Annotated in this window: 12 protein-coding genes; all 12 read right to left on the reverse strand. The window is 34.4% G+C overall.

Annotated features, from left to right (window positions below; translation table 11 throughout):
- Positions 1-4: 4 nt before the first annotated feature.
- A complete protein-coding gene (locus tag ABJM36_RS09220) occupies positions 5-2797 on the reverse strand; it encodes a heparinase II/III family protein (RefSeq protein ID WP_348451174.1) in 2793 nt (930 codons plus the stop codon).
- A 3-nt stretch (positions 2798-2800) separates the two neighbouring features.
- Positions 2801-5473 (reverse strand): hypothetical protein, encoded by a 2673-nt coding sequence (locus tag ABJM36_RS09225; protein ID WP_348451175.1) that lies wholly within the window; start codon positions 5471-5473, stop codon positions 2801-2803.
- A gap of 17 nt (positions 5474-5490) precedes the next feature.
- Entirely contained in the window at positions 5491-7164 is a 1674-nt protein-coding gene (locus tag ABJM36_RS09230) for a sulfatase (RefSeq protein ID WP_348451176.1), read from the reverse strand.
- A 14-nt stretch (positions 7165-7178) separates the two neighbouring features.
- On the reverse strand, positions 7179-9164 hold the full coding sequence (locus tag ABJM36_RS09235) for a glycoside hydrolase family 97 N-terminal domain-containing protein (RefSeq protein WP_348451177.1): 1986 nt from the start codon (positions 9162-9164) through the stop codon (positions 7179-7181).
- A 15-nt stretch (positions 9165-9179) separates the two neighbouring features.
- Positions 9180-10670, reverse strand: coding sequence for a sulfatase-like hydrolase/transferase (locus tag ABJM36_RS09240; protein ID WP_348451178.1), 1491 nt, complete (start codon positions 10668-10670; stop codon positions 9180-9182).
- Positions 10671-10684: 14 nt separating this feature from the next.
- Positions 10685-11404 carry an alpha/beta hydrolase family protein gene (locus ABJM36_RS09245; protein ID WP_348451179.1) on the reverse strand — a complete coding sequence of 240 codons (720 nt, stop codon included), beginning with the start codon at positions 11402-11404 and terminating at the stop codon, positions 10685-10687.
- A gap of 109 nt (positions 11405-11513) precedes the next feature.
- The gene (locus ABJM36_RS09250; RefSeq protein ID WP_348451180.1) at positions 11514-12833 is read right to left on the reverse strand and encodes a sugar porter family MFS transporter; all 1320 of its coding nucleotides are present in this window, start codon (positions 12831-12833) and stop codon (positions 11514-11516) included.
- A 44-nt stretch (positions 12834-12877) separates the two neighbouring features.
- A complete protein-coding gene (locus ABJM36_RS09255; protein ID WP_348451181.1) occupies positions 12878-13963 on the reverse strand; it encodes a glycoside hydrolase family protein in 1086 nt (361 codons plus the stop codon).
- 14 nt (positions 13964-13977) lie between these two features.
- The gene (locus tag ABJM36_RS09260) at positions 13978-15750 is read right to left on the reverse strand and encodes an alpha-L-fucosidase (RefSeq protein WP_348451182.1); all 1773 of its coding nucleotides are present in this window, start codon (positions 15748-15750) and stop codon (positions 13978-13980) included.
- 439 nt (positions 15751-16189) lie between these two features.
- Positions 16190-17416 (reverse strand): glycoside hydrolase family 88 protein, encoded by a 1227-nt coding sequence (locus ABJM36_RS09265; RefSeq protein ID WP_348451183.1) that lies wholly within the window; start codon positions 17414-17416, stop codon positions 16190-16192.
- 896 nt (positions 17417-18312) lie between these two features.
- On the reverse strand, positions 18313-19929 hold the full coding sequence (locus ABJM36_RS09270; protein WP_348451184.1) for a RagB/SusD family nutrient uptake outer membrane protein: 1617 nt from the start codon (positions 19927-19929) through the stop codon (positions 18313-18315).
- 27 nt (positions 19930-19956) lie between these two features.
- Entirely contained in the window at positions 19957-23067 is a 3111-nt protein-coding gene (locus ABJM36_RS09275) for a SusC/RagA family TonB-linked outer membrane protein (RefSeq protein ID WP_348451185.1), read from the reverse strand.
- Positions 23068-23069 lie beyond the last annotated feature (2 nt).

The raw sequence follows: 23069 nt of genomic DNA on the forward strand, positions 1-23069 counted from the left end.
TTTATTATTTATTATAAATAATTTCTACTTTATTATAAGCCTTTTCAAGTTTAAACACCAATAAATCACTATTATTTCTATTTACAGTGCCTTTTCTACTTGCAATAAGAACCTCGTTATCATACATTCTTAATTCGGCTGGTCCCCTTCCTTTTTCGAAAGGCATATTTATGGTTAGAGGTTCATCGTTTTGTAACAAAAATCCTTGTTTTGTTTTTTCAATAGAAACTGTAAACGGATTACCTGAAGACACAATATCCCAACCATTATTTTGGTATCTAATCATACCTGAAAGAAACATAAATTGAAGGTTCTCTTTTGAATACCTTTCTATAGACAACAATCCCCGTTGGAAGAAATCTCCTTTTTCAACCACATCGCCATCAGAAGCATTTAAAACAATCTTATCTGTTATTTTATCTGATTGGTCAACGGTAATAATTTGCGTATTAGGAAAATCCTCCAATGCCGAATACGATACATTTTCAATACCATTATTTTGCCCCTCCATAAACGGATTAAACACTACAGCGAACGGATTAACCCAAGCCGCTTCTTCTCGCTTTAAAATTAAAGTTGGTAATGGTTTATCTAAAACTTCGGTTGGTGCAGTCCCTTTTGATAAGGCATTGGATTTTGGCGACTCCACATTATAAATGCTTTGATTGTCGCTTCCTTTTATCCAAAGTTTCATATAATTATTAGGTTGATTTTCAGTTTTTAAAGTAAATAAGGCCGTAATATCATCTGATGTTTGGGTTTTAAGCTTGTTATTAAAAAAATCATAGGCTTTTAAATCACCTTTATCAGAACTTAAATCTTTAGTAGCACTTAACTTTAAATCACGCCCTTTTTTATTGAATAGCTCTAAAGATTGACCAAGATTACGATAAATGTATTCGTGTTTTTGTTTTCCAGGTTTTTGCTTTTTTGATCGGAATACATCCACTATATATTTTTGGGCCGTATTAGATTTTATAATCGCCGTAAAACGCTGTTGATCCGATCTGGTTTTAGGCTCTACAAAAGATACTTTAGAAAACGTTATTTTATCGAAACTAGCTTTTTTCCCTGATTCTGGATAGGCATTATCTAATACAAACGGATTGTAAGAACGCATGTTGGCATAGTCAGACTTACCATCTACAACTACCGTGTTATGGGCGGGCATTCTTGCATAGTAATTTCTAAATGTAGGATGCCAATAACTTGGTCCTTTACCCGAATCTGGTCCTAGTACATAGTTGTTAGCAAACAACTCCATAGAAATACCATTAGCATGTGTGTGGTTTCCATAAGATGCCGCTGTAGACACCATTACGGCATCACTACCTTCACCCATTCTTTGGTTAAACATGCTCACATTAGAAGCATAAAATGTTGGTGACGTTAAGTCTTTTATACTCACATTTTGAACATCTTCTTGAATAAGATCATCCACATAAAAAAACAATTCAAAATAATCTTTTGCATGACGGGTATATAACTTATCTGAAATTATTTGTTTCAATAAACCAGATATTAAAGTTTCTTTTTCTTTTAAATCGTACTTTCTGTAGTTAGCTATTAAAAGTTCGAAGTTTTCAGGTGGTAATATTTTATGATTAGCATCGCCAAAACCTACTGTATATCCCGAAGGAAATAAATACTGAAAGGAAGCTAAAGCCGCTTTTTCAACTATAGGATAATTTAAAAACTCGTTGTTATTTGTTGCATGATCTAAAAGCGTAAAAATGCGTAAAAGTGTTGTTATAACATGCACAGAATATGATGATGATTCTGGCCACATTCCATTTTTATGATCGTAAACTAAAAGCGATTCTTTGATAGCCAATTGTCTATCGGTAGACGTATTAAAGGTATGGTCTAGAAAATACTCTTGCCCTTTGCCATTACTATAATTTGAATTACTTTCTAAAACTAAAGCAATGTAGGTTAGAAAGCGCGCTTGAAATAAATTCCAGTTATTGTCAGGAATACCTTTTTCTATAATTTGATCGCCCCATTTTTGAAAAACCGCTACAGTATGATCTAAATTGGTATTATTTTCTTGAAAGTAATTATATAAAAAATCGTAAGCCGTTACTAAGGACACTACTATACCTTCATGAATGACCTCGAAAGTTGCTAAACCCGAAACATGTTGCTGATTCGACTTTTTTAAATCGATTGGTGCATCACGATAAAACATACCTTCTGTGTATGTTAAAAACACTGGCGCAGCAAAATCTGCATATTTTTTATCGTTGGTAAGCCAATATAAAAAAGCAGCGTCTTGCGCTAAGCCCATAATTTGCTCGTTAAGTTTTTCGATAGCAAAACCAGCTTTTGATGGGTGAATCCATTCTTTCTTGCCTGTATCTTTATGTTCTAAATATAATCCTCTTGGATCATCAAAATAAGGCTCGACATCTTCTAATTTAGGTCGTACATAATCGGTTGCCCAATCGCGTGTTCCCGAGTAGCGAACCGTTGCAACAGGAGCTGAACCTTCGGAATGTGAAAAATCGCCACCTTTTAAATAGACTTTATCATGCTTAGTATTCCAGTTCATTTGTAATCGAGATACCAACCACGTTGGGTCGTTCTCCACAAATCGCAGATACTTTTCTAAATTTTGTTTCTTCTTTTCAACTAAGTCTTCTTTCCAACTTACGGTTTTAAGAGTATTTAAAAAATCGGCTTTTGTTTCATTACTAACATAAATTCTTGGATGGTTTCCACCTTGACCAATTACGTTAAGTACCACCATTACAAAACAAATCGATAAATATATTTTAATGACTTCTTTCTTCATGTTTTATTTTATTTCAATGTGATATCCTGCCGGAAATTTTTTCTTGTTAATTGTATTGGTCTGAATAAATACAGGTTTATCAGAAGAATAAAAATAGCTTCCGTTTTCAAACTTTAAAGCTGCTGAAACAGCTTCGTTTACAGCTTCAATTATAAAATCGCCGTTTTGAAGTAGATTTCCTTTTCCTAAGTACAGATATTCAAACGTTCCATTTTTCTCTGAGGCTACTCCAAAAGTACCTTGAAATTTTAAATCTTTTGAAGGATTAAAAACTTTATTATCAGTAGCACTTAAAATAAACTGGATGCTATTTTTTGATTCCACTTTTAAACTTACTAAATCTGAAGACTCTCCAATTTTTGAAATGGATTTAATTTGCTTTTCCCCCGTTTCATAAGATTCGAAAACCGACACAAACGGATGTTTTTCTCCGTTAATACCGTTTTGACGCACAATTAAAGTTGGTGTTGTTCCAGGACTTTTATTTACTTGCCCTGGTGTAATATCGCTTCTTAAGGTTGTTGGTGGTGCATCAACGGTGTACAGCGCTCTGTTTTCTTGCCCCATCATCCACATATTTACATGTAATGCAGGCGACACGTTCTTAATCTCCCAAGTGGCATTAAAATCTTTAGAAAAACTTACCTTTTTTTGATTTTTGAAGAAGCTATAATTCTTATCATATTTTGTGCCCAAATCGTTAACTGCCTCTAATTGCAATGGTGAATTTGAAGCATTCTTAAGAGTTACCGTATTTCCTAAATTATGATGAATATAATCGTTGTTTTTTTGATCTGAACGAAAAACATCTACATAATAACCTGATGTTTCCGAAGTACGAATCATGGCAACTAAACGTCTTTTTTCTTCAGCTGAAACATCGGCAAAAGAAACATGCTCAGAAGTTTCAAACGTATTATAAAATCCTTTAGTAACATCTACAGGAGGATCCATAGCATTTATTGTAATTTCACCTTCATTATAACCCGGCACAATGGTATTAGACCCCGTAATACCTCTGTGATATCCAGCATCGGCAGACCAATACGATTCATAGGCCGAAGCATCTGGTGCTAAAGCCCAACCTTTCCCATAAAACTGCATTGCTAATCCATTTTTAGCCAAATGAGATTGATAACGACCACCATATAAAGTAAACATTAGTCCGTTGTTTTCATCGTTCCCATTTCTCATAATAATATGTCTATGAAATGGAGAGAACGCCGCTTTATGAAATGGTAATTCACTTCCCGAACCTTGTAAAGGCTGATTAAAAACAATTCCTTTCCAATCGGAAGTGCTTCTATCATATTGTCCTGAAGCTATGTTTTTACGAATTACTGTTGCCATTTCATTAGCCGTTTCTGTATCGCCTTCCCAAGTAGAATAGGTTAACAATGACTCGAAAGCCGACATATTTGCTGGACCGCCACGCATATCGCCAAAAACAACCAAATTACCACGAGCATCTAACCAACCTAAATTTGCTAAGGATGCTTTACTAATAATTGGGTTATCGCCTAAGGTATTAACACCAGCTTTGTAGAGTTTAATCCCCATATCTAAAACATAAGGAATCATACCTGATGCATAACCAGGCGATTCTGGCCATAAGCCAGTGGTTGTATTGTAATTTGCCATAATTTCAGGCAAACCCGCATAATGGTCTCCAGACTTTTCGGTGTAAAAAGGGATGTAATATTCGCGTCCCTTACCATCTTCATAAAAGCTATTAGGCTCCAAAATAAGCATGCTTCCTAATATGTTTTTATAACGATTTACATTCCAGTTTCCTTTTTTTCCACCTCGTACAAGACCAATTTCTATAAAACGTTTAAAAACAGTTCCTGCAACATCAACGGGCCTCTTATTAATAGTTTTTAAATGCTCATGGGGATGCTCATTTAAATAATCGTAAAGAAAATCGTAGGTAATTGCCATTGGCATTTGTCTATCATCATGAATTACTTCATAATCATAATACCCCATAATGCCTCCTGGCTCATAACCACCAGGACCTTTAGTAGACTTTTTAGGATCTAATGGCGGCTCCATATAATAGGTTCCTAGTAACCATGTCCATAAAATATCTGATGAAAACTTCGCGTATTTTTCATCCTGAGTGATAAAATAGGCAAAAGCCGATTTTTCCGCCAGTTTTAAAATCTCCATATTATTTTGACGAATCATGTGTCCTGATTCTTTATACGGAATTAAAACAGGGTTTTTATCACCACTAGAACGACTTATACCCAACATATCGCCAGAGGCATTATATGGAATTCTATCTTCCAAAGGCACATTTACATAGTCGTTCCATTTACGCATACCGGGTAATCTTACCGTTGGTAATGGTGCATTACCTTCGCCAAAATCCCAATCTTGACCTTTAATATAGCATTGCGTATAGCGTTCGCCATCTTTCCAATACATTGCTAAACGAGACACCATCCATTCTGGATTGGTGACATGACGATTTACATGAACATCAATTTCACCTAAAAGGTTTTCCCAAGATGCTTTTGCCCAAGGTTCATTTTCAATTTTTTGTAATAATTGAACACGCTCCGTTTGTTCCGCGTATAATCTTGGATGATTTTCTGCATTTTGGGCACGCGAAAATAGGGTTGCTAAAAGCAACGTTAACGTAAAAAGTATGTGTTTTTTAAAACTCATTTTAGCTTGTACTAATTTTAATGAAGCGGTACGGTTTCTATATCTGGGTTGTTTTTAGCTTCAAGATATTTTTTTAATATCTCTTGATCTAACTGTGAGCTATCGCCATATAGTTTACGCATGTCCTTAAGTTCTTGTTTCAATTTTACAACCACATCGGCATAAGCTGGATCGTTAATGACATTCTTCATTTCTTGAGGATCTTTTTTACGATCGTATAACTCCCACTCATCAACATCATAATAAAAATGCGCCAATTTGTAATCTTGGGTGATTATAGCGTAATGTCTTTTTACCATGTGAATTCCTGGATATTCGTAATAATGGTAGTACACGGCGTCTCTAGTCCATTCGTCATCATTACCTAATAATAATGGAATTAAGCTTTCTCCTTGCATATCAGAAGGAGGAACAATATGAGCTGCTTCTAAAATAGTTTGAGCAAAATCTAAATTCTGAACCATTTCGGTATTTGTAGTTCCTGGAGTAATTACATTTGGCCATTTAATTAATAATGGTGTTTTAAACGATTCGTCGTAAACAAAACGCTTATCGAACCAACCGTGTTCCCCTAAATAAAATCCTTGATCAGAAGTGTAAATAATAATGGTATTATCATCCAATCCTGTTTCATCTAAATAATCTAACAAACGACCAACATTTTCATCAACCGAAGCAATACAACCTAAATAATCTTGCATGTAACGTTGGTAACGCCATTTCATTAATTCAGTGTCGTTCATTGTTGGATATTTCGTTTTAAAATCTTCCATCATTGGTTTGTAAACCGAATCCCAAACTGCTCTCTGTTCTGCATTCATAGCTCCAACTTCACGTTCAAAAGCTTCTAAATCCCATCCAGATTTATCTTTTATACCCAACTCTTTCATGATTTCTGGATACATTTTAGAATCTCCAGCCCAATTCATGTGGGTTAATAAATTCATTTCTGCTGTTTTAGCAGCTGTACCTCTACCTTCGTAATCGTCGAATAATGTTTCTGGTTCTACGAACGTTTTTTTAGTGTATTCTTTAAAATGACGAGGTGCTGGCAACCACTCTCTATGTGGCGCTTTTTGCATAGAGAATAACATGAATGGCTCTTCGCTATTTTTATTTTTCTCCAACCATTCTAAGGTCATATCCATAATGATATCGGTTACATATCCTTCAACAGTGATTTGTCCATCATTCGTATCAAAAATAGGGTTGTAATATCTGCCTTGTCCTGGTAAAATTTTAAATTCATCTACACCTTTTGGATTGTTACCAAAATGTAATTTCCCAAACATAGCCGTTTTATACCCCGCTTTTTGCATTAACTGCGGAAAGGTAGTTTGCGATTCATCAAAAGGAAACACATTATCTACTTTGCCATGGATATGACAATGCTTACCCGTTAAAATTGTAGCTCTTGAAGGCGCACAAATAGAATTAGACACACAAGCATTTGTAAATTTTATACCTTCATTTGCTATACGGTCTATATTTGGTGTTTCAATTAAATGATTGCTATACGCACTAATGGCTTGGTACGCATGATCATCGGACATCATAAATATAATGTTTGGTCGCTTTGCTGGTAATTCTTTTTTAACCACCTTAGTTTCTTTGCTTTCGTTCGATTTACAAGAAACCATTCCTAGTAGAAAACATACAGATAGCAATCTTAAAATAGACTTTGTATTCATCTTTATTGTATTAATTAGTTAACTTTAGTGATCTGCATAACAAAACCGTTATTGCTTTTCACATTTAGATTTAATTTTGATTTATTTGAAATTTTAATGTCCTCAATTTTAACTTTTGTTCTCGTATTGATAGTTTCATCATCGGTATATAATTTTGCGAAATACTCTTGATTAGCTTCTAAAAATGAAAAATCAAGTGTTACTTCTCGCGCTTCAATTCCGTTAATACCACCAATAAACCAATCGGCACCATTTCTGCGGGCAATAACCCCTATTTCTCCAATTTCGGCTTGCAATACTTTTGTTTCGTCCCAAGTTGTAGGTACGTTATTAAAAAACTCTAACTCAGGTTCGTTACCAATTGTTTTGGTATCGCCCCAAAGCCCATCCTCTTTTATAGGTGCCGCTGGTGCTTTATCGTACCAGTATAAAAATTGCAACGGACTAAAAATACAAACTGTTTTTGCTAATTGGGATGCATGCGAGCCCATATTATCTACCCTTTTGTTATAATAACACACAGTATTATCGGCAGCACCAGCTAACATTCTTGTAAACATAGTAATTAATGTGTGGTCGTTAGGCACCGTTTCCTCATCGCCACGTATACCTTCTTGCGTTAACAAATTTGGATAGGTTCTAGAAAAACCAGTTGGCCTATATTCATCATGAATATCTATAACCAATTGGTACTTTGCTGCTTTTTTAACCGCTTCGTGCATCCAAGATGTGGCATTCTCATCTCCTACGCGTACAAAACCATATTTCACACCCGAAACACCCCATTTTTTAAGTACCGGAAACACCTCATCAACTTTTCCTTCTAATGCTCTACGGTTTATGTAAAGCATTACTTTTACTCCTTTTTCTTTGGCATATTTACAGATGGCTTCAATATCGAATGGTCCTTTTGAACGTTTTGGATCTAGTGTTACCGTTGTAGCATCCGATGCGTTATCCATTTCATTACCATACCAACCTGCATCAAAATGCACATATTGCATATTATGGCTAGCAACAAAATCTATGGCCGCAAAACCACCTTGAGTTGTTAGAGTTGTTTCACGTAATACTTTACCTGGCTCTATCCAAGAACCATCAATGGCAGACGGCGGATTTAAATTTTGAATAATGTAATTATTCTCAAGTAATTCTCCATAACTGCTCCCCATCATAACAACACGCCACGGCGATTGAAACGGTAATGTTTTGTGTACTTTGGCTCCTTCAATTTTTCGTTCTGAAATAACAGCACCAGTTATGGTATCTTGTTTTTGCTCGCCCATTTTCCCATCTAGGGATGACAGGATACTATATTTTGACGCATTGCCTTTGTTAAAGCTTAAACGTGCATAATCTACCAATTGCGCCTCGGCTAAAGCTATTTTTATACTATCACTAATTTCTATTAATAACGGGCGTTCCGCTCCTTCTTCTAATGCTGTAATAGGAATTTTTCGGTATTCACCTTGAGCGGTAAGCACACCTTTTTCTCGTTTTGGAGTTGACCAAACCGGGTAATCTTCAGAAAAATTATAATGAATATTTTCGCTTAAACCAATGTCTTTAATATTGTTTTGCTCAGGAACTTCATAAGCAAAAGCAACACCTTCATTATAAGCTCTTGCAATAATATTAAGTTTGGTCTCGCCTTGTTTTAAATAGATTTTTGTTTGATTATAATGATCTGGAACCGTACTTAACTCATTAAACCTAGACGTCCAGGTTGCGTTTTCTGAAGAATTTTCAATTTTTTCAACTGAAACTTTTCCTGAAAAACTTAAATCATCAGAAAGCAATTCTAAAACCGATCTTTGAATCACTTCCGTATTATTATAAAACACAGAAAAGGTTAAATCATTTTGATTTTCACCTTGTAAGAACACCATTTTCTTAGAAGCATCCGGAGATATAACGGTTATAACTTCATTATTTTTACAGCTAAAACAAACCACCGTTAGACAGAGAAAAGTAATTTTTTTAATTAATTCGTATTTCATTTTTGTACGTTTAATTTATTCTTCCCTAACCCAAATGTGACTTTCGTCCAATAAGTTTTTATACTCTACTTCTAAAGCCTTTTTCATGTCTTGAAAAACTTCTGGATTACTTGCAGATAATTCTTCAGACTCACTAATATCCTTCTTTAAATTGAACAACACATGATTAACTAATTTGGCATTTTTAACTAAAGCTTCATTACCATCATAAAGGTTATGCATATTTGGTAAAGGTTTTCCATCGGCTTCAATACTTGCCATAATTTTCCAATCCCCTTTTCGCATAGCCACTTTTCTTTCGTTTAAAGCATCATAAAACGCCCAAATTAATGGCTTTTCTCTGTTAAATTCACCATTTTCTAAAAGTGATGTAAAGGATTCTCCATCAAGAATTCTATTTGGTAATTTAGCTCCAGAAAGTTCTGCAAAAGTTGGTAAGTAATCTAAGGCAGAAACGACTTTATTAGTGGTTCCTGTAAATGTTTCTTTTCCAATCCAATTAATAATTCCAGGCACTCTAAATCCAGCTTCGTTAGTCCAAAGCTTCATGCCTTTTAATTCACCTGGCGAACCATAAGAATGTTTTGCTTTACTATAACGCATAAAAGTTTCAGGACCATTATCTGAACTAAATACGATTAAGGTATTATCCAAATTATTAGTTTCGAAATATTCCACTAGGCGACCAACAGCGATATCTACATTTTCAACATTAGCAAAATATTCGGCTTGCTCCCTATTTTCAGAAAGTGGTAAATATTTTTCTACTAAATCTTCAGGAGATGCAATAGGCTCATGCGGTTCATGGAAGGTTACTTCTAAGAAAAACGGATTTTCATCTTTTTTATTTTCTAACCAATTGATAGCCTCAGTAACGATAATCTGGCTACTAAACCCTTCTATTTCGCCAACTTTCTCTCTGTTTCTTATAAAATTCTTAGGGTTTTTATGACTTGGTACTGCATTGTTATGTGTTGCAAACCAATGGTCGAAACCAAAATCGTCTGGTTGTGGTTGTTCATCAGAATTAAATCGCGAGCTACAGTGCCATTTCCCTACTAAACAAGTTGCATAACCAACAGATTTCAACATAGCAGGAATAGTTTGTTCATGTGCTTGAAGGTGCACTAAATCTCTATTATCAGGACTTTTTTTAAGTCCTGGAATAAAATCATAAACTCCCGCCTTATTTGGACTTCTTCCTGTTAATAATCCAGCACGCGATGGTGAACAAACAGGTGCTGTAGAATAAAAATCGGTTAATTTAATTCCTGTTGCTGCTAGCTTATCTAAATTTGGTGTTTTAATAATTGGGTGCCCAAAAGACGATAAATCTCCGTAACCTAAATCGTCGCAAAGTAATACAACAATATTGGGTTTGCTATTTACTAAGGTTGAAGTACTTATTTTAACCTCTTGTGTTTCCTTATTTTCACTCGTATTGTTTTTACAAGACAAACAAAACAAGGCTACTATAGAAAAAAGATAAACTGATTTAAAATTCATTAGTTTGAATAATTTTATTTCTTAAAAAAATCGTTAAAAAACACCATGTGGTATTTTATAGAATTTGCCCAATATTTATTGGTATGCCCTCCAGGGCGTTCAATATAATCATGCGGAATATTACGTTCCACAAGTTTATTATGCAGTCTTACATTGGCATCATAGAAAAAGTCGTCTACACCACAATCGAAAAGAAATTTTAAATTCTTCCCATTAAGTAAATGTACCAAATTGATTACCGTGTTTTCCTCCCAAATCTCTGGGTTTTGGGCATACACACCTAAGCGATCTGCAATATCCCAACGCAATGGAAATGGTCTAATATCAACCCCTCCACTCATGCTAGCTGCAACTCCAAAAACATCGGGGTGTTTAAATGCTAAATATAAAGCACCATGCCCGCCCATACTATAACCAGAAATGGCTCTATTATCTTTGTCGGCAGCAGTGTTGTACTTACTATCTATTTCGGTAATCAATTCCTTAGAAATGTATGTTTCGTATCGCATACTTTCATCTACAGGGCTATCAAAATACCAACTGGTTTTATCGCCATCCGGACAAATAATGATAACATTATAAGTATCTGCGTATTTTTTAATTTGAGGTGCTTTACCTAACCACGCTTTATGACTACCTCCTGCACCATGTAGCAAGTACACCACTGCATAAGGTTCTCCTTTTTTAGAATAAGAATCTGGCGTAATTACCACATTCTTAACAGTCTTATTCATGGATTTACTGTATACCGAAAGGGTATCAACCTTTGAAGCATACAGTTGAATAGACCAACAAAAAACGAGAATTAGACTTATTACTTTTTTCATAATTCCAAAAAATCTATTATTTTTTTATCATAATATCTTCCAGCTCTTCCAAAGTTTTTCCTTTGGTTTCTGGCATCATAAAAGCCACAAACAACAATTGTAACACCATCATTCCTGCGAATACCAAAAATACAAATCCACCACCAACTAGCTTTAATAATAAAGGAAATACTGATGGAATAATAGCTGCTAAAACCCAGTGGGTAGAACTACCAAAAGCTTGTCCTGAAGCTCTTAAGTGATTTGGGAAAATCTCTGATATAAACACCCAAATTACAGCCCCTTGGCCAACGGCATGTGCCGCTATAAATAAAAACAAGAAAAAAGGAACTGCCATACCTGTCCATTCTAATAAGAATGCAGCAGATAAAAGCCCTAATGAGGTAATGTAAGCTACAGAACCAATATACATTAAAGTCTTACGCCCTAATTTATCAATTAAAAAGACACCTAATAATGTAAAAATAAGATTGGTAACCCCTAAACCTATACTATTTAATAAAGCTGTACTTTCTCCTAAACCTGCAGCTTCAAAAATACGTGGTGCATAATATAATACGGCATTAATTCCTGAAAACTGGTTGAAAAAAGCAATTAAAAAGGCTAATATTAATGGAAATCTGTATTTTTTTATGAATATCGTTTCAGACTTATCGCTTTTATCAGAATGCGAATTAAATTCTCTTATTTGTTCATCGACATCGGCTTCTGGGTCTATAATTTGTAAGACCTCTCTAGCTTCAGCTTCTCTAGATTGCGATAATAACCAACGTGGACTTTTAGGTAATTTCAATGCAAATAACACATATAAAACTGCTGGAATTGCCTCTACACCAAGCATCCATCGCCATGCATTCTCACCAATATCACTTAATAGATAATTTGATAAATAGGCAATCATAATACCAAAAACAATATTAAATTGATACATAGCCACCAAACGACCTCTGTCTTTTGCTGGTGCAATTTCCGAAATATAAGCAGGTGCTGCAATGGTAGAAGCTCCTACACCTAAACCACCAATAAAACGCGCAAAAGCAAATACGTAAGGATCATTTGCAAAAGCTGAACCAATAGCTGAAACGGCAAATAAAATCCCAATAACGATTAAGGTGTTTTTACGTCCAAATTTATTAGTTGGAACTCCACCAAAAATAGCACCAACAACGGTACCCCAAAGCGCCATACCCATAACTACTGCACCATGAAAAGCTTCTGATGAGCCCCATAAAGCTTGTAATTTTTTATCGGCACCTGAAATTACTACAACATCAAACCCAAATAAAAACCCTGCTAAAGCTGCAGTAATGGACCATAATAATATTTTTTTATTCATTTTAAAAAGTGTTAGTTAAATTATTTTATTGGTTAAATTTCTAGTTATTTTAATGGAATGACCATATTCCACGTTTTTGTTCCGTTTCCAAAACCACCAGGACCATCCATAGTCGCAAAGAAAATATGTGTAGGTTTTCCGTCTTCAACAAAAACAAACGGCCGTTCTAATTGCCCTTGTTTTATTGTTTTACCGTTATTCCATTTTACTAATTTTGTATAAGCTCTCGGGTTCTTATCAACGACCCAATGGATGCCATCTTTGGAATGCGCTAAAAGTCCGTCGCCTTTTCCTCCGGTAATTAATCCTCGTTGGTCTTTTGCCACCAAATGAAATCCCTTATCATCACTCCATAAATGCGGGTCTTCCACTTCTCCTAAATGCTCCATAGAAAATAAAGGTTTGGTCCCCGCAACCGTATATTCACCATTAAAAGAAGGTGCTGTAGCAACACCAATACTCATATCGCTGTGTTTTATACCATCTTCCTGATAGCTTCTTCCTTTAAAAAGCAATACAACCGAACCATCTTCTTTAATTAAAGGCGAAGGGTTTGAGGTTAAAAAGCTGTAATAACTATCTGGTTTTACATCTAGAACCGGGTTATCTAATCGTTTCCATGGCCCATAAGGACTTTTAGAAGTTGCAACCCCTACACGTTTTTGCCAACGTGCGGCAATACACCATTTACTGCTTAAATTAAAATCTTCAATATTATTTTGGGCAATCTCCTCAAACGGATGCGTAGACCCCATGTAATATAAAATGTAAGTGTCTTTATATTTAACAATTTTAGGGTTATGACATGACCGTCCATCCCAAAATTGTGCACCACGATTTCCTAAAGCGACATCTTGAAATTTATAAGGCCCTTCAGGTGTGTTTGATGTGGCATGAACAATTTCTGAGGCTACCATCCAACCTGGATGAAAAGGTAAAAACTTTGGCCAACGCGAAGCATACATATGGTACTGGCCATCGTCGCCTTTAATTACCGAACTTCCCCAAACCCAATAATCCTCCATTTGCAAACCTCCATTTAATGGCGCTTCTTCCAAATTATCGAAAATTACATTCTGCGCTGTTGCACAAGAAAATACTGTAAAAAATAATATTATAAGATATTTCATTTTCTAGGACACTCTTAATTTTTGTTTGGTACTAACTTTACATTTTTCAAATTAATAGCATTCCATTTACCTGCTACCGGCATTAAAGAAAACTCGTAATTACCCGCTTTATTGACCTTAAACGCACCGGCATTTGTGGTTTTAAATCGTTTTGGATTATTACCCGTAACGGGAATTTTAACTACTTCTTTATATCCGTTAAAATTAATTTCAATTTCAGTGTCTTTAGCCCCCGAATATCCAAGTTCTACATTAAAAGTCCCGGGTTTATCTATAACGAACGACCAATATACTCTAGCCGTTTCGCTATCCCAACTTCCAACACAATCTAAATGATCGTTGTACAAAGCACCAGGGCCTTGTAGATTCTCATATTGTGCTCTAAAAGCAGGTAAAATAGCTATACCTTCTTCGTTCTGCTCTAAGGGTTCTATTGGTAAAGCATTAGGCATTTCTTTTAATTTTAGGACAATTACAGAAGCCACACTATCTGGCGCTTTTCCTGTTAAGTGTACTTGAATCCCATCATCTAAAGTTTTAGTGTTGAAGGTTCTATTTATATCGGTTAGCAAGTAACACGATTCCACGTTGTTTTTAAGACGGATAGGTAATGTAGCTCCATCTTCCCAATTGTAAACATGTAAATATAATAGTCCTTTATTATCCACAGTTTTCATGGTGATTCTACCCCATTCTGGTTCGGTATTTGTAGGACTTGCTTGTGTTCCGTAGATGGCTTCGCTATTTTTATCCATCCATTTTCCTATAGCTCGCATACGCTCGACAGCTTCTGGTTTTAAAATGCCTTCGTTAGTTGGACTAACATTAAGTAAATAGTTACCGCCTTTACTACTCTGATCGATTAAATTCCGAATTAATGAAGGAATAGATTTAAATTTATTATCGTCGCTACGGTAGCCCCAACTCCCACTTACAGGTTGACATAACTCCCAATATCTAGCTTCTGGCTGATGTCTTGGTCCGTTTCTTTCAAAAGTTTTATGGTCTCCAGGATAATCATCACCTAACCTGTCGTTTGTTATTATTCGAGGTTGTAATGCTGTAGTAATATGATGTAAACTATCTACTACAGATTTGGTCATTGCTCTTGGCGTATCCCACCAAAAAATCGCAATGGGTCCATATTCAGTAAGCAGTTGTTTTACTTCTGGAAGTGCTTTTTCATAAACATACTCATCGCTACTTACGCGTTTTAATGTTTTATCCCAACTATTCCCCATGCCGCCTGGGTGATGCCAATCTTGCGCTTGAGAGTAGTAAAAACCAAATTTAAGGCCTTGCTTTTGACATTCTTTAGCCAATTCTTTTAAAACATCGCGCTTAAAAGGTGTGGCATCAACTATATTATAATCTGTTGCTTTAGAATCGAACATGGAAAACCCATCATGATGTTTCGCGGTAATAACCATGTATTTCATTCCGGCTTGTTTTGCAAGAGCCACAAATTCTTTGGCATCAAACTTTTCTGGATTAAATTGATCGGCATATTTTTCGTATTCGGCAATAGGAATTTTGCCTTTGTTCATAATCCACTCCGCACTATTCGATACCGCTTTACCTTTATAAAAACCAGCAGGAACTGTGTAAATTCCCCAATGAATAAACATACCAAAACGTGCTTCTTCCCACCATTGCATACGTTCTGCATCTGAGATTTGTTGTTCACCAGTTGATATTTCTGCCAGTTCTGTTTTACCATCCTTTTGCCCACATGCAAAATTTAGCATTAAAACCATTAGCAAACTCCAAACCCCTATTTTTTTCATGTCCCTATCCTATTTTGATCTTTTAAACTCACTTTTCTGAAGCCCCATTTCAAATTTAAAATGTTCTAAATTCAGCAAATTGCATCGAAAAAATTATATAGATACAATAATAAAAATTATAGGTTTTGTTGAATATAAATCATGGACCATAAATTATAAACTATTGCTCATTTGTTATATCTACCAAACAATTCAGCAATTTAAAGGTCTTAAAGCTATTATTGAGGGACATTAAATCATTCATTACTCAAAATACATTACCACATTAATGAGGCCTCTTAACATCGCTTTTCGAATGTATTTACATAATACTGCTCCTTAATTATAGTTCCTACAGATCAAAAAAAATACCGATTATAGAACTCATCTATAATCGGTATTAATATTAAATTTAATGATTGCTCTGAGAATTGGTGAGCAATAATATTGTGCTATTGAATTACTTCATTACAACAGCACTTTTAGTTTTATTAAGCTTATTTAAACGCACTAATGCTTCCATATAGTAATAATCTGCATAAACAATAGGCACATCGATTTCTGAATTCTTAGGGTAATGTCCTGTAGAATGCAATAACAAGGCTTGATTTGTATCACCACTTAAATATTCATTAGATGATAATGCTTCAACATAACTTGTAGCTGCATCAATGTATTTTTTCTGTAAGGCTTCATCCTTAACTAAACCAGCCAATTCGAACATACCACAAGCTACAACAGCTGCTGCAGATGCATCTCTTGGTGCATTAGGAATTTTAGGATCATCAAAATCCCAAAACGGAATTTTATCTTCTGGTAAACGATCCATATAATGGTTTGCTAAACGTATTGCAGTATCTAAAAATGCTTTATCTCCAGTTTCTCTATACGCCACTGCAAATCCGTAAACACCCCATCCTTGACCTCTAGCCCACATAGACTCGGTAGCATACCCTTGATGCGTATAACCTCTTAAAAACTCACCCGTTTCCTCATCAAAAGAACCTACGTGATACACAGCATCATCTTTACGAACGATATGTTGCATTGTTTTTTCAGCATGACTTTTAGCAAGATCATATAGTTTTTGATCACCTCCATTTTTAGCAGCCCAAAACAGTAACTCTAAATTCATCATATTATCAATGATGGTGTTATACTTAAATTTATGCTTTTGACTAGGCCATGATAAAATAGTACCAACAGTTGGGTTATACAACGTAGCCAAAGTATCTGCCGCTGCCAATAAAATTTCTTTATATTCCTCATTCCCTGTTAATCGATACCCATTACCATAACTACAGTAAACCATAAACCCAATATCATGATTATCAGCTGGAGTATATGCTATTGTTTTTAGTGGCGCAGTAAAATTCTCTGCTTGCTTTTTAATTTGTGCATCTCCAGAAGCCTCATAAGCGTACCATAACGCCCCAGGCCAAAACCCGCTGCACCAATCTTTAACGCCAACAAAATCCCATGTTGTTTTATTCTTTTTTATATTTCTAGGGAAACTATCGAAATTAGTTAAACTCGCAGCAACCTCCTTCATTTTATTAGCATTCAATTTTAATACTTCATCGGTATTAAATACTGCGCTATCCGTTGTTGACACTTCCTTTTTTGTAGAATTACAAGCAAGCATTAAAAATAATACTAAAACTAAAGCTGTTTTGGTTACACTCATTACATTTTCTTTTTAAACTTAATAAACAAAGGGATAAATATTAATCAATATTAATTAAACATCAAATTTTAAGCATTACAACCCTTGTAATACTTAAGGCACAATTTTATGAATTATAGGTAATACAATTATTAAATTATCATTCAAAAGCTATAAACTATCGCTCATTTACGCCCTAATAACGCATTATACCTACAATAAGCCCAAAAACTTAATTAAATTTAATAAAAATTAAAGTTAATTACCACATCTGTTTTTAGTTTAATTATTTTTAAAAATAACCATAAACCAACTAAACTCAACCCCTTTAAAATAAACAAACTAACCAATATGTTAAATGTGAAAAAAAACTGAGTGAATACTTTTTGGTTAAATGCCATAAATATTCAATAAAACAAGGACTAAATATAGAATTAACCCAATTATGACAGCTAAAAATCCAAAAAAGGTTAATAATTTATACTTATTGCTCTTTGAATTATATTAAGGTAAGTGAAGTTTAAATATTTTTGTATTGTAATTAATTACTAATTTAACGCTTAAGACCACAACGTTATTTAAAGTAGTTAATTACTAAAATAAAAATTTGAGTTAGTTAGTTTTAGTTTTTCTATTATAAGCAGTTATAGTTTCTATAACTGCTTATTTTTTTTGCACTAACCTTTACCCCTTCTTTTAAACAAAACCTCAATTACGGCTTTATTTAGCCCTCTGCCCAGACTTTAACATCTACCAATATTAAAACGATTTAAAACTTTTAATTACTAATTAAAAGTTTTAGCTCTATTAGCTTTCCCTAAAGCTTTAATCATTATATTATAAACAAAAAAACTCCAAGATAAACTTGGAGTTTTTTTTATGCCACCTTAAGTAGCAATTTATCCACTAAAAAAAAACTATTCTTCTATAAAATTATCTGGGATAGCTAATGGTAAAAACCAATTAGTTGGATCCATTAATTTTGCTCTTACTTCACTCGCTTGACCTGTGTTACCTGAAGTATCAAACTTATTAAAAACAGCGTCAGCTATAATTGCTGGGTTATTATCGCGTTTAGCAAAGCGAAGTAAATCTTCCCATCTATTACCTTCAAAAGCTAACTCTAAAGCCGCCTCTTCAAGGATAAGCGCTCCAACTTCTTGGATAGCCTCATTTAATGCTAAGTCTTCATCAATACTAACTGGAGCCATACCAACACGTCCTCTTATACCACGATTACCAGAAATTGGTTGGTCGCTATTATTAACAGTATAATACTGATCGATGTCGAAGTTTAAAAAGCCTTCTGCATTATTAAATACTAAAGCATCAACAGGCTCTACATCTGGATTATTAAAAATACCATTAATAATAGTTAAAGCATGATATGGATAGCCTGCATAGTTTATAGCCTCGGCATATCTTAAGTAAATTTTAGCTGCTCTATTCCATATAAAACGCTCATATTGGTATTTATATATTACTGATAAATCACCTTCACCTTCATACGATCCTATAATTCGAGTATCACCTATATAGTTAAGTATTTCAACAGGTTCTCCTTCATAACCAGCTTTACCATTTCCAAATTTTAAGACAGCCCATTCTGATGGTTTCATTTGTGTAGTAAGTGCCTCAAAACTTTCGTTAGGTTGGCGGTATTGGTCATCGAATGCCGTATAATCTATATGCTCGTTACCTGCTATGTAATCTTGAAAAATACTAATCCATGACGTAGTAAATACATAATCACTTCCACTTGGCTCAACAGTTACTCCATAAGAATTTAAATTGTATACATTGCCGTCTACATTATCGTCTAAAAACTGCTTGTAATGTATGGCTGCTTCGATATAATTACCATTCCATAAATGTAAATCTCCTAAAAGAATATCATTATTAGGAATCATTCTAGAAATATTATATCCTAATGAATTTGCATATTTAGTAACGTTCTCTACATCTGCAATTTCTTGAAGATTTGAAATTAATGTATTAATAGCCTGATTAAAATCTAGTAAAGGATACTCCGTTTCTAAATCTTTATTCGTTCTAATTGGCTTCGTAATATATGGTAATTCGCCATAATTAATAAGGATTTGCATTTGTGCCCAAGTTCTAATTCTTAGAATTGAAGCGTAGTCATCTAACAACAAATTATCGTAAGCATCAGTATCAATACCTTCTAAAGCAAAGTTACAGTTGTTTATAATAGAGAATAATTTTGTTGGGTCTGCAATACTGTTATCCTCACTAACATTGTGGTCGTTAATTTGACGAAGGTCATCGGCTGTATTAGCGTTTACGTTTACTAAATCGGCACGCATTTCGCCAAGCATAACATATTGCCCTGCGACATCTTGCATTTGGGATAGCACACCAAACAAAGCTGATCGTGCATCTATCGCATCATCGCCTAAGTAATTTTCCTCAAGTAATACTTCTTCTGGTGAAACTTCTAAAATAGATTCACAAGACGTAAACAGAGTTAAACTTAAAAGTACTCCAAAGGTTATATTTATATATTGTTTCATTATATGTGTTTTTATATTTAGAATAATTTATAGTCCTAATCTAACTCCAATTAATACAGAACTATATTGAGGTGTATATCCTGCATCAATGCCTTGTAAATAACTTGACTGAGAAGAACTTACTTCTGGATCATAACCTAAATAATCTGTAATTGTAAATATATTATTTGCTGTTACGTAAAACGTAGCATTAAAAATCTCTGGACTATAAGAAAGCGTTATGGTTTTAAGACGAATATACGATCCATCTTCTATCCATCTGTCTGAAAATCTTGAATTCCCAACTGCATCTCCATAAACGGCACGCGGTACAGAAGTGTTTTGATTATCGACAGTCCAACGATTTACTGTAGCTTGACTTTGATTTGAAAAATCGCTCATAGATTCGTTTTTCCATCGTAATGCATTATAGACGTCGTTACCTTGACTAAACGAAAATACTGTAGAAAGCGAAATCTTATTGTAAGTAAATGTATTAAATAGAGTTCCTGTAAAATCTGGATTTGGATCTCCAATTACCACTCTATCATCTTCATTAATTACATTATCAGAAGCATCCGTATTTACAAACCTTACATCACCAGCAACAAAAGGTTGCTCGAAACCTTTAAAATCGGTCCAATTTAAACCATCAGCAGTTGCCTCGGCACTATTGTTATAAATGCCATTCGTTTTATATCCGTAAAATAAACCTAGTGCACTACCCTCTTGGTTTAAAATAGTAGCATTTACACCATCAACAGTTGTAATTTGGCTTTGTCCTGGAAGTGAAATAATTTGGTTTTTATATTTTGAAATATTACCACCAATATCCCAAGTAAATTTACTTGTATTAAAAAGACGTGCATTAAGACCTAATTCGAAACCACGGTTTCTAATCTTACCATCATTATTTAAATACCCTTCACTACCATAAATTGGACTAGATTCATTTAAATTTAATAAACCGTCTGAAACATTATTAAAGTAATCAAAATTTAATGCTAATCGCTCATTAAACAACCCAACATCTAACCCCAGGTTAGTCTTTGTAGTTTCTTCCCATCTTATAGAGCTGTTAGCAATGTTACCATTTACTAAACCAGCACCTTCTAAAAATCTAGTTGAAACAAAGTAAGATTCGGCATTATAATTACCAATACCATCATTACCTGTTAAACCATAACTAGCACGAAGTTTTAACTGATCGATAGCTTGCATATTAGCCATAAAGTTTTCTGATGAAACTAACCAAGCGGCTCCGATAGCAGGAAAGAAACCTGCTGATTTATCATCTCCAAAACGAGATGAAGCATCAATGGATAAATTATAGCTTACAAAATACTTATCTAAGAACGAATAATCACCCCCTGCATAAAGTGATGCATATTTCCAATTTCCAATACTACCTGCGGTAACAAAAGTTAACCTATCTCCACTATCTAAAGAGGTAAACTGATCGTCTCCAGAGTTTCCACTAATAGAATACGAATTATCATAGTTATTTTGGTTATAACGGAACCCTAAGTTAAATGAGAAATCATGTAAATGATCGACATTTAATTTATAGTTTAATTTAGTATCGTTATAAACAGCAAATAAGCTTTCGGCACTTACTTTCGATGTACGTACTAGTTCATCGCCATATTGGTTAAACTCTGTTGCCAAACCTAAATCTGGTAAGAATACATTTTGTCTGTTTTTAATATAGTTTGCCCCCACTAAAGAACTCACACTTAACCTATTTGATATTTGGTAAATAAATTTTAATTGACCATATAAGTTATAATCCTTAGCTTTAAAAATAGCATTATCGGTAATGGCTATAGGGTTACTTGCACCTAACTCATCTATATCTTCATAAATACCAGTAACTACACCATCTGCATCTGGAATAAAGGGTGCTAAAAAAGGCGCTTTTTGTAGTGCCGTATAAATAGGCGATGTACTTAGTAATCCATCATCAAAAACATCACGTTCTGTGTAAGCAACACTTAAATTAGTATTTAAGGATAGCCTTTCTGTAACGCTTGTTTCAGCATTAAAACGTGTTGTAAACCTATTGAATCCAGCGTTTTCAACTACACCTTCATTAGTTGTATACCCAATAGACAACCCATACTTCGAAATTTCATCTCCACCTGTAACTCTTAAGTAGTAATCATTAACGTAGTTATTAGTGAAAATTTCATCTTGCCAATTAGTTGCATTATGATATTTTGAATAATCTTCAAAAGCAGTGTTTTCGTTAAAAAAAGGAAGTCCTGCAATTTCACTATTAGAATAAAGCCCAGAGTCATTTAATTGATTACCCAAATAACTTTTAAACTGATTGTTATCCATCATTGGAATATTTTTAGGTGCAAAATTTAAACCACCTTGAATGTAAAAATCAATTTTGGTCGTAACATCATCCGCTTTATTGGTTTCTATCAGAATAACACCATTAGCTCCTCTTGAGCCGTAAGTAGAAACCGCATCTTTAATTACAGTAATACTTGCTATATCCTTTGGGTTGATGTCCGATAAAGGATCGTAGTTATACCCATTAATTAAGTTGTTGTTAGAAAAAGTATTCGTTTCAATCATCATACCATCAACAACTACCAAAGGTTGTGTAGAACCGTTTAAAGTGTTGTAACCTCTAATAAATATATTAGCACCAATTCCTGGAACACCAGAGCGCATTATGGTTCTAACACCACTTACTTCGCCATTTAAAATATTAGCAACAGACTCTCTAGGTGTTGAAATATCGCCTTCTTTTACAGAAACAGCATTGGTTACTGAGGTATTTGTTTGTTTTTCAAAAGGCATATCAACTTCTTTATAATAAGAGTTAAATCCTTTTTCATGTAATTTAATGTCAACATTAGTACGGCCCTTTAAAGCAACTTCCTTAACATGGAAATTAGAACTAGAAACCGTTAATGTTGCTCCGTTATTAGGTACTTTTAAGGTAAACCCTCCTGATTTGTCTGTTAAAACAGAAGAAAATTGACCTACACGCACGTTAATACCCGCTAGCGGTTCGCTATTTGTAGCATTTAAAACCGTTCCTGTTACGGTAAGTTTTGATTTTTCCTGTCCTTGCAAAGCAAAAGTGATTCCGAAAAATAAAATGAAAAGCAGGGAATATGTATTTTTTATTTTCATCATAG

The organism is Algibacter sp., from assembly GCF_039977455.1.
In the GTDB taxonomy this organism is placed as follows: Bacteria; Bacteroidota; Bacteroidia; order Flavobacteriales; family Flavobacteriaceae; genus Algibacter_B.

Excerpts from the sequence above, each read along its gene's own strand:
- ABJM36_RS09235 (WP_348451177.1), bottom strand. The coding sequence starts at position 9,164 with ATGAAATACGAATTAATTAAAAAAATTACTTTTCTCTGTCTAACGGTG.
- ABJM36_RS09265 (WP_348451183.1), bottom strand. The coding sequence starts at position 17,416 with ATGAGTGTAACCAAAACAGCTTTAGTTTTAGTATTATTTTTAATGCTT.
- ABJM36_RS09230 (WP_348451176.1), bottom strand. The coding sequence starts at position 7,164 with ATGAATACAAAGTCTATTTTAAGATTGCTATCTGTATGTTTTCTACTA.
- ABJM36_RS09260 (WP_348451182.1), bottom strand. The coding sequence starts at position 15,750 with ATGAAAAAAATAGGGGTTTGGAGTTTGCTAATGGTTTTAATGCTAAAT.
- ABJM36_RS09250 (WP_348451180.1), bottom strand. The coding sequence starts at position 12,833 with ATGAATAAAAAAATATTATTATGGTCCATTACTGCAGCTTTAGCAGGG.
- ABJM36_RS09275 (WP_348451185.1), bottom strand. The coding sequence starts at position 23,067 with ATGATGAAAATAAAAAATACATATTCCCTGCTTTTCATTTTATTTTTC.
- ABJM36_RS09255 (WP_348451181.1), bottom strand. The coding sequence starts at position 13,963 with ATGAAATATCTTATAATATTATTTTTTACAGTATTTTCTTGTGCAACA.
- ABJM36_RS09240 (WP_348451178.1), bottom strand. The coding sequence starts at position 10,670 with ATGAATTTTAAATCAGTTTATCTTTTTTCTATAGTAGCCTTGTTTTGT.
- ABJM36_RS09225 (WP_348451175.1), bottom strand. The coding sequence starts at position 5,473 with ATGAGTTTTAAAAAACACATACTTTTTACGTTAACGTTGCTTTTAGCA.
- ABJM36_RS09245 (WP_348451179.1), bottom strand. The coding sequence starts at position 11,404 with ATGAATAAGACTGTTAAGAATGTGGTAATTACGCCAGATTCTTATTCT.
- ABJM36_RS09220 (WP_348451174.1), bottom strand. The coding sequence starts at position 2,797 with ATGAAGAAAGAAGTCATTAAAATATATTTATCGATTTGTTTTGTAATG.
- ABJM36_RS09270 (WP_348451184.1), bottom strand. The coding sequence starts at position 19,929 with ATGAAACAATATATAAATATAACCTTTGGAGTACTTTTAAGTTTAACT.